This is a genomic window from Acetobacterium wieringae (assembly GCF_023700225.1).
Taxonomy (GTDB): Bacteria; Bacillota; Clostridia; order Eubacteriales; family Eubacteriaceae; genus Acetobacterium; species Acetobacterium wieringae.
In genome coordinates, this window is sequence record NZ_CP097897.1 from 1260590 (window position 1) to 1273043 (window position 12454).

Sequence of the window (12454 nt, forward strand, 5' to 3'; positions counted from 1 at the left end):
CAAAGCTCACGGCAGTATCGCAATTATCTAGGGTGAGTTTAGATTAGGAGCAGAGATGAAACTGATTGATAAAATCAACGAAAAATTAGGTGGTCTGGTTGCGGCATTATCCCGCTATCCGGTGACGGTTATTTTTTTGGTGGCAGCGGCGGTGGTTAACACCATGGCGATTGAGCAGGATGCCGATTATACCCGGTATTTACTGACCTGTTTAGTTGGTGCCTTTCTGGGGTTTACCCTCCAGGCGGTATGGGAGCGGTTTTTGATAAAACAAGTTACCGGCTGGCCGCAATGGGTTTAGGTCTGCTATTGACCCTGGGTTATTTTCTGATCGTCAGACAGGATACCAGTACCAGTATGGAAACCTGGATTCGCACATCGGTTGCACTTTTTGCCTTGTTGATGGCATATATCTGGGTTCCGGCAATTAAAAGCGAGATCAGCTTTAACCAAAGCTTTATGGCGACCTTTAAAGCCTTCTTTAATGCCTTGCTTTTTTCAGGAGTGCTGTTTGCAGGGATTACCCTGATTATCACCGCCATTGATTTACTGTTGTTTCGGGTTTCGGAAAATGCCTATCTGCATACCTTAAACATCGTTGGAATATTGTTTGCTCCTATTTATTTTCTGTCGTTGATCCCCATCTATCCAGGGGTTTCGGACAAAAACCGGTCACCGGAGCAATTGGAGTATAACCGGGAAAAGCTGGCACGATCTTGTCAGTGTCCGAGATTTTTGGAGGTGCTGATTTCTTATATCATAATCCCGCTTTTGACGGTTTACACGGTGATACTGGTTATTTATATTGCCAGAAATATTACCGGAGACTTCTGGACTGATAATCGCCTGGAACCGATGCTGGTGGGTTTCGCCATTGCAGTCATATTGATTTATATTTTAGCTAGTAATCTGGAAAATATAATTGCAAAATGGTACCGCAAAATTTTTCCTAAAATCCTGGTTCCCATCGTTATCTTTCAGATTGTCGCCTCGGCGTTGCGGATTCAGGATACCGGAATCACTCATGGTCGGTACTATGTGATTATTTTTGGTGTCTTTGCAGCTATTTCCGGGATTCTGATGTGTTTTATGCCAGTTCGTAAAAATGGGATCATCGCTGCGCTATTGATCGGCTTCTCAGTATTTTCGATTATTCCGCCGGTGGATGCTTTTACGATTAGTCGTTCCAATCAAGTTGGTCGATTGACCGAAACGCTGGTTGACAATAGCATGATCCAAGACGATACCGTTTTCCCGAACGCTTCAATATCGGAAGCAGATAAAAAAATTATTTCTGACTCAGTCAACTATCTGGCGATGATGGAATACACCAGCGAAATTTCTTTTCTTGGCAAGGATTTTGATCTTTATCAGGATTTTTATGATACTTTCGGTTTTTATCGTTATGAGGAAGGCCCACATCGATCCGAATCAATTTATCTCAATCTGAATCCACAGTCGCCGATTGATATTTCTGGGTATCAGACCTTTGTAGTGGCAAATTTCTATATGCAGGATGATAAAATGGATCCGACGATATGTAGTTTTGAGTCAAATGGAAAAAGCTATACGTTGGTTCGTGAAAAAACAGGTAGGATTGGGGAGTTGGTGCTGACAGAGACAGATGGTCAAGAACTGATGCGGATCAATATGCAAGAAGTGTTCGATCATTTTGATACATCCCAGGGTGGCAGTTACCAGGTTAGTAAAGATTATATGAATGCCGACGAAGCTATGTTTACAGTGGAAAATGATAAGGCGAAAATTTCGATGATAGCGATTTTTTTAGCCATCGAAAAATCAGAAGTTGAGACAACATATAATGCTGACTTTTATGTGCTGGTTCAGATAAAATAACGAATGGTAAGAAATTTTATTAAATAGTCAGTATTGCGTTTGGGGTGTCGTCTTTATTTTGCCAAGTAAATACCGTTTTTTATACTTGATCCGGGCGTATTTGCCGATTTTATTGATTATCAGGGGATTGACCACCCCACCGATGACGCCGACAATGGGCAATCCTTGAATAAATTTGGCGGTCAGCAGGGTATTGGAGAGCAGATCCGAGGTCTCCTTCATCACTGCATCCAGATCAATGCTTATGTGGGCGTGGGTATCGATATCCTGACCTAAGCCCTCGACTTTCTGATCGTAGGCTTTGCGCAGATCTTCTTTGGTCATGGCGGCGCAGATCAGATAAAGCAGGTAGGCTTTTTCTTCTTCCGTGGTGTATTGAAAACCATAGGACAGGGCGATTTCATTGATGGTTTTAACGATGACGCCAAGAAACAGGGGAATATCAGGCAGACCAATCCCCAACAAACCCAGAACACCGCCTTCAATGGCAGCAATGGATTCATTGATGGTTTTGGAGTGCTTTGACGATTTATCCAACTTAGTCAGATGTTTTCGATTCATATATTTTTCAATCGCATAATTATTTAAATCATATTCGATTTCAATTTTTTCTTTATTGACTATTTTTTCGATTAATGAACTGCCTTTTTCAAAGACCAGATGAAAGCCCATGTAAAAGGCCGCGTCCAGGGTTGACTGCAGCTTGGCTGGTATTTTATCCTGAATTTTATTGACCATCGGGGAAAAGTTTGATTTCATAAACGGACTGTCAGTCTGATTCAAAAACTTCTGTTCGTGTTTTTCCAGCATGGTCAGTTGTTTTGATAGGATCAGGTCTTTTTTCATTTTTGAAACTCCAATCAGTTGATTTAATAAACGCTATCTTATCCTATCATTCTATCAATTTTCTTTAATCAGAACTTAAACAAGCACTTAATATAATAAAAAGGTTAGCTGATTTTTCTGACCGGAAACTGGATTTCGGTTAGCCAGTCTTCGGCGGAATCCTTGTTCCAGAGTCCATCAATATAGGACTCCCGGGGATTGTCAATAATCTCATAGCCATTATTCTCAACCCATTTCAGCACCGCATTGTAGGCTTTGGGGAAGCCTTCATAGGGACCTTTGTGAAGGACGCAGGCAGCATGCTCGACCCGGTCGATGACTTTGAAGGTCAACATTTCCGAATCAATCTTCTTTTCTGTAACGGCTTCGCAGATTTCCACATCCACATCGGTTTCCCGGTATTCGCCATCATGATAGATATTAAAACAGTATTCCGGAACCGCACAGACACAGCCCAGCCGTTCCATTTCGGCCCCCATCGGCGGCACCACATCAAACAGGGCATCGTAGCTGGAGATCACCGTCCGCATCGAGGCCACAATCACCTCGGGTAAGTCTTTTAAGATGATGTGGTAGTCGCAAGTGTCCGCATCTTTTTTTGCCAGATAGGATTCCACCTGGGCCAGGCGCAGGGTATCGGCGGCGATTTTTTTGATGAGCTCCAGCCGCTTTTTTTGAAGCAGTTCTTTTTCCGGGATCCCGCCCTGGACTTGTTTGATTTCGTCCAGGGTAAAGCCCATATCCCGCAGGGCCAGAATCTGGTGGAGCAGGGGGAGTTGGGCTGAGGTATAATAGCGGTAGCCTGTCGTTTCTTCGATAAACGCTGGCGGCAGTAGGCCGATTTCGTCATAGTGGCGCAGCGCTTTGATGGTGACCCGGTTGATTTTAGAAAACAGTCCGATCTTATAATAGACGGTTTCAACGCGTTGACATTGATAGGTTTCGTTCATTTGTTTTCCTTTCTTATTCCCAACGGAAGAATCGGATGGATAAAATAATGCCCATGACCAGCGATCCAACTAACACCATCAGGGGAAGAAACAGGTTGGTTTCCAGTCCCAGACTGGTTGATTTCAGCAGGGCAATACCCTGAGTCAGAGGCAGAAAACTGGCCACGTTCTGGAGCGGTTGGGGAAAAATCTCAAAGGGAATGGTAGCTCCGGATAAAAACAGCATCGGGAAGTAGACAATACTGCAGACTACATTGGCGGTTTTAACGGTGCGACACAGGCTGGCAATCAGCAGCCCAAGACTGTACATCGACACCATCACCAGCAGGTAAGACCCGAAAAATGCGAGCTTTCCGCCAATGATTTCATATCCGAAGAAGGTTCGGGCGACGGCGTAAATCAGCAGTGCCGAAACAAGTGATAGCAGCATGTTGATAACGGCATGAACCCATAATAACATAGTTGGACTCACCGGTGTCACAAAAAAATGTTTGAGAATTTTCTTGTCCCGATAATCGGCGATGGTCAAGGGTATGCCCATAAAAGCCGTGGCACAGATTCCTACGGTGATCAGAGCCCCGAACGAGCTTTGAATCAGTGTGTATCCGGCATCAGTGGGAGCGGGGTTTTGTCCGACAATCAGACCGATGAGGATCATTATGCCAACCGGCATACAGACTCCGAAAAAGATGCTGTCAATACAGCGCAGCGACAGTTTGCCTTCGACTTTTAGCAAGGTAAAAAATTTTTTCATATGGCGATTTCCTCCTTCATGAACCAGAGATAGGCTTCTTCCAGCCGTTTATAGGGGCTTTTTCGAATCAGCTCGGGTACGGTGTCAGTTACCAGAGCTTCGCCCCGGTTAATGATGCAGACCCGGTCACAGAGCACCTCCACCTCGTCCATGTAATGAGAGGTGAGAAACAACGTCAGTCCTTTTTCTTTAAGCGCCGTTAAAACCTGCCAGACCTCCCGCCGGGCCTCGGTGTCGAGCCCGGTTGTGAGCTCATCCAGAAAGAGTACCTCAGGTTGGGGGATCAGGGCCAGTAGTATCGACAGTTTTTGTTTTTCGCCGCCGGAGAGTTTGGCCACCGGTTGCTTGAGGTAGTGATCCAGCTTAAACTGCGCCAATAAGTCATGGTAATCAGCAGGTGACTGGTAAAGGGCGGCGATTTCTTCACAGACTTCACCCACCCGGATATTGCCCTGATAGCTGGAGGACTGCAGCTGCACCCCGACCCGCTCAAAAAGTTGCTTGCGTTCTTTTGTCGGGTCCATCCCCAGAACCTGAACCGAGCCGTTTTCAAATAACTTCAGTCCCAGGATACAGTCGATGGTGGTCGACTTTCCGGCGCCGTTGGGCCCTAAAAGACCAAACACCTCACCTTTTTTGACAGTGAGGTTTAAATTTTTTACCACAACCCGATTGCCATAGGATTTGTTTAAATTTTTCACTTCAATACAGTTTTTCATTGCTTCCTCCAATCATTTCTTGCTACAAGTTGAAGTATAAATGCTCCTCCACGGGGAGAGTCAAGGGTGATTTTTAAGTTTTTTTCAGTAGTAAGATTTAAAACGACTGGGCCAGTTTAGCTGTTTAGATTGCTTTTATTCGGGTAAATAAGCAAATAAAATAATTACACTTTATCTTGGGAGGATAAAAATGAATAAAGACACGTTTGAAGAAAAATGGGAACAGATCAAAGAGGATGTACAGGAAAAATGGGAGAAACTGACAACTGAAGATCTGGAAGCGGTAAAAGGCAATGCTAAAGTGTTGGTTGATAAACTTCAGGAAAAATATGGCATGACCAGGGAAGCTGCCGAAAAAGCCATTGAGGATTTAAAAGAAAAATTCAAAAAATAAACGTCGCATAAGGTTTAGGATAAAAAGATAAAAGCACCTCGGCATTGAGGTGCTTTTAAGTTAATTAGCGATTACTTTGAAATGCCCGGATAGTTGATCCGGGGGCTGGGGAGCCAGCTGGAACAACCATCACTTCGATTGCTTCCAGACGATAGCCATAGCCTTCGGTACCGGAGCTACCACCATTTTTGGCCCAGTCCAACCAACCGATATTTTCAGCATGAACCCGGTAATAAACATCGTAGCGGGAAGCATCAGAACCAGTTAAACGGACTTCAATGGCTTCCAGGCGTAGGCCCTGATTAGAGGTACCACTGATTTCACCATCATGTTTCCAATCCTGCCAGCCGATATTTTGGATGTGGGTGCGATACTCAATGCCCAGATCATAGCCTTTGTTATCTACTTGAATTTCAATGGCTTCCAGGCGTTTGGATTCTCCGGAAGTACCACTGGTTTGCCCATTCATTTTCCAGCGTTGCCAGCCATAATCCTGGACATGGGTTTGGTAGGAACAGGTAATACTTTTTTGTGCAGAAACACTTAAGGCTGTGGCAGAAGTGTTTCCCGCACCATCATAAGCATAAATGTGTACGGAATAGGTTCCCAGCTCGTTATTGTGCTGGTTGTATGAAACCCGATAAGATGCGGTGTTGCCGCTAATGCTGGCCCGGTGCCAGACCAGGTCATCCTGTCCGTTGGCATCAGTCCAGGTGGGGAAAAGGACTGATGCAATACCAGAATCCGCATCAGAAACCTGACAGGTTATAGTGAAGCCTTCATCGTTGAGATCGGTTATCTGGGCATTGGCAATTGTCGGGGGGGTGGTATCACGGTCCGGTTCAGGTTCAAAGTCACCAAGATAAATATATCCCTGGAAGCCGCCAACAGAAACTGCATTTTCTGTACCAGCAGTAAAAGTGGTAGTATAAAAGTAAGAACCACTCCAAGACGACTCTGAAACAGTCACCTTATTTCCTTCAATTTTTTCGACAACCGCAACATGACCGCAGGAACTGCCGTCCCAGCAAAGAATGGCGCCGACTTTAGGGGTGGAGCCATAAGGGTAGGCACCGCTTCTGAGGTTGTAATCCCAAAACTCATTGGCGTTACCATTGCTTAAATTCGGTTTGCTGCCCAAAATTTCGTAGGCCCGGCCCCAGGCGTATGCGGTACAGTTTGGCATCCCATAGCCAGCCAGATAAAATATATTTTTGGAAAAGTAATAATCATTATCTGAAGCAGGTGCACTGAGTCGAGGTGAGAATACCGACGAACTATTTATGCCATCATTCAGGTAGGCTTCATCCGGCCAACCGGGATCGGCAGCCACATCACCGGGGAGCATTTCCCGGGTTTCAACAAATGGTTGGGCATCGATGGTCGTAACCACTGTTCCGCTATTATTGCTTTCTTCTGCCAACACAGCAACCGGGTAAATACCCAGAACTATCATTAGAACAAAACAAATAAAGACGCCACGATAAAACTTCATTTCCAGTATCCTCCCATATCTCTGTATTAATATAAATTTCGCATCGATAATGTATGTTTTAGAAATAATCGGCTTAATTTACAATAATTCCAATTAATTCGGTTACAATTCGTTACTTAAATTTTACACCCTAATTATAAATTTTGCAATGATTTACTATAAATTACAATAAAAAAAACTCAAAAAATGCAAGAATCATAAAACTGTCACATAAAGTTCGATTGTATTTCACGATCAGACATTAAAATATGGACAAAAAACGTCTTTAAAGGAGTGTCAGATTAAAAATTTGTTAAATTTATGTTAAAAGCGTTCTATTTTGGGAACTTATGGTGTAGAATGAGTACGGCAAAAAAACAGTCGAGTATGACATTCAAAAAAGACTTTTGAATGTGTAGAGAGAAACGGGGTATTCTTAAAAATATGACAATCACTTTATCGGATTTTATCAGCAGCATTGCCGGCAATCCAGCTTTGCTCATCATTGTAGTTTTAACCCTTGGGGTAATTTTGGTAAATGGTTGGACTGATGCGCCAAATGCTATCGCCACCTGCGTGTCCACCCGATCATTGGAGCCTAGAAAAGCAATTGTGATGGCGGCTGTCTTCAATTTCCTGGGGGTTTTTGTTATGACTGCCATCAATGCGACAGTGGCTCAAACGGTAGCCAACATGGTAAATTTCAGTGGTTCAGACGATGCGCTCATCGCTTTGTGTGCAGCCCTCTTTGCCATTGTGCTCTGGGCGACAGCCGCCTGGTATTTCGGGATTCCAACCAGTGAAAGCCATGCATTGATTGCTGGCATATCTGGGGCCGCCATTGCACTGCAAGGGGGAATTAGCGGGATTAACGGAGAGGCCTGGATTAAGGTCGTTTATGGGCTTGGGACATCGACACTATTAGGGTTTGGGCTAGGTTTTCTGGTCGTAAAAATAGTGATGCTGATCTGTAAACAGATGTCTCGACAGCAGACGAATGTATTTTTTAAGAATGGTCAGATTGGCGCCGGAGCGGCCATGGCTTTTATGCACGGTGCTCAGGACGGACAAAAGTTCATGGGAATTTTTATGCTGGGGATATTTCTGGCACAGGGGAATGCTGACGCCACGAATTTTGTGATTCCAGTATGGATGATGATTCTATGTTCGTTGGTTATGGCCCTGGGAACCTCCATTGGAGGAATGAAAATTATCAAAACGGTTGGCATGGACATGGTTAAGTTGGAATCTTTCCAAGGCTTCAGTGCAGATCTTGCAGCGGCAATCTGTTTATTGATTTCATCTGTTTTCGGATTGCCTGTCAGTACCACTCATACCAAAACAACAGCAATCATGGGTGTTGGTGCTGCTAAACGGTTTTCCTCGGTGAATTGGTCAACAGTTGGAGAGATGCTTTTAGCCTGGGTATTGACCTTCCCGGGGTGTGGCCTGGTCGGATTTATTATGGCCTGGGTTTTTATGCAAATATTCTAAAATAACACTATCTTAAAAAAGGGAGACATTATGTCAAAAAAAGTTAAAACAAAAGGGTATAACTATTACAAGGAATTTATTGCTGTTTCTAATTTGATTGTGAAAGCATCCGAAATGCTCAATGAAACGCTTCAGGACTATGATCTCAAAAGTTTGGAGAAGAAGCTGGTCAAACTTCACGAAGTGGAACGAACTGCAGATAACCTCAAGTATGAGATGATGGAATTTATGTACAGCGATTTTTTGCCCCCCATTGAGCGGGAAGATATTATCAATCTGGCCTGTGCGCTGGATACCATTATTGATTTAATTGAAGACATCCTCAAATATTTAGATATGTTCCAGATTGGAAAGATCACCCCGGAAATGTTTAAGTTTATGGATCTGATTGTCAGAAGTGCGACGTGTCTGCATGAAGCAATCAAAGAACTGAAATCTTTTAAGAAACCAAAAGCCTTAAATGAGGCAATTATTGCCATCAATCGATTGGAAAACGAGGGCGACGACCTCTATGTTCACTCGGTCAGACAGTTATTTATAGATAAACGGGATCATATCGAAACCATTGCTCTCATTCGTATTTATGATTATTTTGAAGAAAGCTGTGACTCTTTCGAGGATGCGGCCGATATTATTTCCAGCATTATTCTAAAAAACTCCTAAATCAGGGAAAGTATAAGCGCTTGTTTTAAGTAGCTATTTTATATACACCACCGTTTTGTTTTTGCAAAGCGGAGGGTGTATTTTTTAACCTGTGATGCCTATTTACAGGCTTGATGTGAACGTACGCAAAAACTATACAAACATTTACACTTTATCTATTTACATATTATAATAACGTGATATAATATTTTTAAATCAAAGATCATCAATCATTTTCTAATTTTAGTGATTTCGATCATTGAAAAGTAAATAATCGCACAGCTCACCAATAAAATAAAAATTACCAGACTAAAGTAACCTATTAGCAAATGGTCAATTGATTCGTTTTAATGGCAGTGGGAAAAATTTGAATGAGAAAACAGATTGCTCCGAAATGAAGAGTGGTAATAACCTTAACAACTCTTAATAGAAATAGTCAAAGATCATTGGGGATCATGAAATACCATTCGGTGAAGATGATGACGAAAAGATTTCTAAACGATTGTATTGGTTATTAATCCAATCTAAAGAGTAAGATGATTCCAAAAAGTTGGCGATATTTACAAAGATAAGTGATGAAGAAGATTTTTGATAAAATCAATAGGAGGAGTCCAAACGGATGACAACAGAGATTTTAGGCTAGGCCGGTTTTACAGATAAAAATGTAAAATCGGTCTTAGTCTTTTTTGGCTTAATACAAAGTAATGATGCTGATTATTGTAAAAAAGTTTTAAGGCCGGATCGTGGCCGGATTTAGGCGATAGGTGTTTATCGTTTTAATGACAATGCTGTTTTTTAAAAGCGAAACGGGGTATATTTAGTAACATCAGAGCACAAAATAATCGTAATTTATTGCCATGATAAAAAAAAACGGAGGATATGATCATGAAATTACTGGTACCCATTGATGGTTCCAGGGCATCCATGAACGCCCTGAAAAAAGCCATGGAGATTGCCCGAAAATATGATTTTGCGATGAAGCTGGTGACAGTTGTGGAAGAAAACCATGTAACCAGTTATGGCAGAAACCAGAACTTCTGGCATCAGGTGGATGGTTCCATCATTTCAGCCGGTGGCGTCGAAATGGAGATTATGTCACAACTGGAAGAACGGGCCGCAGAGATGCTGGACACTATTGTGGCAGAATTTGATTTTTCCGGTATTGATCTGGAAAAATTAGTAGTGACCGGAGAACCTTCCATTGAAATTCTGGAAATCGCCAGGGAGGAAGCCTTCGATCTGATTGTCATGGGTAACCGGGGGATGTCAAAAATTAAGCGCTTTTTTACCGGTTCAGTTACCCAGCGGGTGATTTCAGAAGCACCTTGTCCGGTATTATCGATTCATGAGGATCTTAAATAATGCTTAAAAAGGTGACAAACGGTTTCTGTACCTTAGCAGAGAGAATGGCTTTAAATCGGCTTTACAAATCATTTGTAATATTTATACAAACGTTTACAAAAAATCTATTTACTTATTTCAAAAAGGTGCTATAATACAATTAATCAAAGATCAACTGATCATTTAAAAGTAAATAAGATCCAAGTTGTCAATAATTATAAATGAGATAATCAGCATCAACTTAAAAATTGAGACTGATTAAATCAAATAAATTAACGGCAAAGGAAAAATTTGTTTTAAATAATTTTTAAAACAAATTGTGCTTAAATTAAAACAAGAAGGTAACCTCACAACGAATTAAATGAACGATGAATGAAAAATATCCTTGAAAAAAGAAAAGTTCTCACGGTTTCTGAAAGCCATATCCGATATTAAATTGGAAACGAGAAAATGTTCTGAAGTCAAAAATATCAAGTAAAAAATTTAGTAAATAATAATCGGGTGAGTATCAAACAAATCGAATTTTAAAAGCGAGAGCATCCTAAAAATTGGAGAAATTTACTTAAAAAGTGAAAAAAGAAGATTTTTGATAAAAAATCATAGGAGGAATCCAAACGGATGACAACAGAGATTTTGGACTAGGCCGATTCTACAGGTAAAAGCGTAGAATCGGCATTAGTCTTTTTTTGTTGCTAAAAATAGGATGTGGTTATTGGTGCCTTTGAAAGTCGGATCAATCTGACGAAGAGATAGTGCTGGAATCACGATGCACATTGAATTTGATTGCGGCCATTTTTTTTGGCCGAATACAGACTGGCATCAGCTGCTTCGAACAAGTCAGTTTTACTCATTTTAGGGGTGAACGGGGTAAAACCGATGCTCATGGTGACAACCTCATCAGGCATGGTATCAAAAACCGCCGTTTCAAGATCGGTTCGTATTCGCTCAAGAATTTCAAGACAGGCTTCCGGTGATTTTTCAGTAAAAATAACGGCAAACTCTTCGCCGCCGTAGCGGGCAGCAAAATCATTGGCTTCCAGATTATCACGAATGATAGCAGCAGCAGTGGCAATAACCTTATCACCGTTGCCATGGCCCTGGCGGTCATTAATCCCTTTGAACCGGTCAAGATCCATCAATCCCAGTGAAAGATTAAAGGGTTGTTTGCGACATTGGGCCACCAACTCATCCAGATACTCGTGAAATGTTTTATGATTGTATAAGTTTGTAGCCAAATCCATCTTTGTGAGCTTTTCCATGTAAATGTTACGGTATAAAAGTTCTTTTTCTTTTTCAACCGAGATAACCATATCGGTATAGACAACTGAAAATCGTTTTGTCAATTCCCGGGAAAGAAAATAAGCGCTCACCAGAATGGCGGAAAATGTCGTAACTTCAATTACTGACATCATTGACAGCGGGGGGAACAACAACTTCATGCCAACAAATACAGCAAGGGACAGATAAAAAGAGAAGTCAATCAGTTTGAGATCCAGAAAAAAAATCGAGATAAGCACGGGCATCAAAAAAAGCGAGAGCATTACGTAAAAAACAGGATAATGAACCATGAACAGAATCATGACAATGGCCTGACATCCAACGATGATAAAGTAAGGGGTGACAGTTGTATTTAAGCGAATCAGCTTTTTTAAAACAATAAGAATTATAACTTCAAGTAAAAGCGGGAATAGAAAGCGTTCCAGGAAAAAAGATTGGGGAGCCAGACTGGAAAAAAACAGATTAAGCAGTGTCACTGACGATGAAACGCCAATGGCAATCCATAAATATGTAATGATGTGTGTGTACCAATTCTTGTTTAAATGCAAAATGCTGGCCTCCTTTATAGATATTAACACATCCTGGTCGGGTTAACCATAAAACGATTATGGATGCAACCTTTTTTCGGAATCTGGATGATATGGCTCATATTGTAACATTTTACCGGTTTGTTTTTCAAGGTGAATAAACACGATATGGGAAAAA

At 41.8% G+C, this 12454-nt stretch carries 12 protein-coding genes; 6 read left to right on the top strand and 6 right to left on the bottom strand.

From position 1 onward, the window contains the following. Window positions 1-55 precede the first annotated feature (55 nt). Window positions 56-301 (top strand): hypothetical protein, encoded by a 246-nt coding sequence (locus tag CHL1_RS06125; RefSeq protein WP_250935299.1) that lies wholly within the window; start codon window positions 56-58, stop codon window positions 299-301. Continuing rightward, entirely contained in the window at window positions 292-1857 is a 1566-nt protein-coding gene (locus tag CHL1_RS06130; protein ID WP_250935300.1) for a DUF4153 domain-containing protein, read from the top strand. Before CHL1_RS06125 ends, CHL1_RS06130 begins: the two co-directional genes overlap by 10 nt. Window positions 1858-1884: 27 nt before the next feature. Here the strand turns inward: CHL1_RS06130 and CHL1_RS06135 are convergent, their stop codons facing one another. From CHL1_RS06135 to CHL1_RS06150, 4 genes are all read right to left on the bottom strand, one after another. After that, entirely contained in the window at window positions 1885-2703 is an 819-nt protein-coding gene (locus tag CHL1_RS06135) for an EcsC family protein (protein WP_243134794.1), read from the bottom strand. 104 nt (window positions 2704-2807) lie between these two features. Next, a complete protein-coding gene (locus CHL1_RS06140) occupies window positions 2808-3653 on the bottom strand; it encodes a MerR family transcriptional regulator (RefSeq protein ID WP_250935302.1) in 846 nt (281 codons plus the stop codon). Between the two features lie 13 nt (window positions 3654-3666). Next, entirely contained in the window at window positions 3667-4407 is a 741-nt protein-coding gene (locus CHL1_RS06145; protein ID WP_070371279.1) for an ABC transporter permease, read from the bottom strand. Then, window positions 4404-5126 (bottom strand): ABC transporter ATP-binding protein, encoded by a 723-nt coding sequence (locus CHL1_RS06150; protein ID WP_250935304.1) that lies wholly within the window; start codon window positions 5124-5126, stop codon window positions 4404-4406. Before CHL1_RS06150 ends, CHL1_RS06145 begins: the two co-directional genes overlap by 4 nt. A gap of 190 nt (window positions 5127-5316) precedes the next feature. Here CHL1_RS06150 and CHL1_RS06155 point away from each other — a divergent pair, with 190 nt between their 5' ends. Further along, window positions 5317-5520 carry a CsbD family protein gene (locus CHL1_RS06155; protein WP_070371281.1) on the top strand — a complete coding sequence of 68 codons (204 nt, stop codon included), beginning with the start codon at window positions 5317-5319 and terminating at the stop codon, window positions 5518-5520. Between the two features lie 64 nt (window positions 5521-5584). On the opposite strand, the gene CHL1_RS06160 is transcribed toward CHL1_RS06155, so the two are convergent. Continuing rightward, window positions 5585-7015, bottom strand: coding sequence for a GBS Bsp-like repeat-containing protein (locus tag CHL1_RS06160; RefSeq protein ID WP_250935306.1), 1431 nt, complete (start codon window positions 7013-7015; stop codon window positions 5585-5587). Between the two features lie 423 nt (window positions 7016-7438). On the opposite strand from CHL1_RS06160, the gene CHL1_RS06165 reads away from it, so the two are divergent. The 3 genes from CHL1_RS06165 (at window position 7439) to CHL1_RS06175 (ending at window position 10492) form a co-directional block, all read left to right on the top strand. After that, window positions 7439-8488: an inorganic phosphate transporter gene (locus tag CHL1_RS06165; protein WP_070371283.1), complete on the top strand. Its 1050-nt coding sequence runs from the start codon at window positions 7439-7441 to the stop codon at window positions 8486-8488. Between the two features lie 30 nt (window positions 8489-8518). Then, window positions 8519-9151: a DUF47 domain-containing protein gene (locus tag CHL1_RS06170; protein WP_148637704.1), complete on the top strand. Its 633-nt coding sequence runs from the start codon at window positions 8519-8521 to the stop codon at window positions 9149-9151. Between the two features lie 864 nt (window positions 9152-10015). Next, complete coding sequence (locus tag CHL1_RS06175; protein WP_070371285.1) at window positions 10016-10492, top strand: universal stress protein; 477 nt, start codon at window positions 10016-10018, stop codon at window positions 10490-10492. Window positions 10493-11232: 740 nt separating this feature from the next. Here CHL1_RS06175 and CHL1_RS06180 read toward each other — a convergent pair. Next, window positions 11233-12297 carry a GGDEF domain-containing protein gene (locus CHL1_RS06180; protein ID WP_250935307.1) on the bottom strand — a complete coding sequence of 355 codons (1065 nt, stop codon included), beginning with the start codon at window positions 12295-12297 and terminating at the stop codon, window positions 11233-11235. Window positions 12298-12454: the final 157 nt, after the last annotated feature.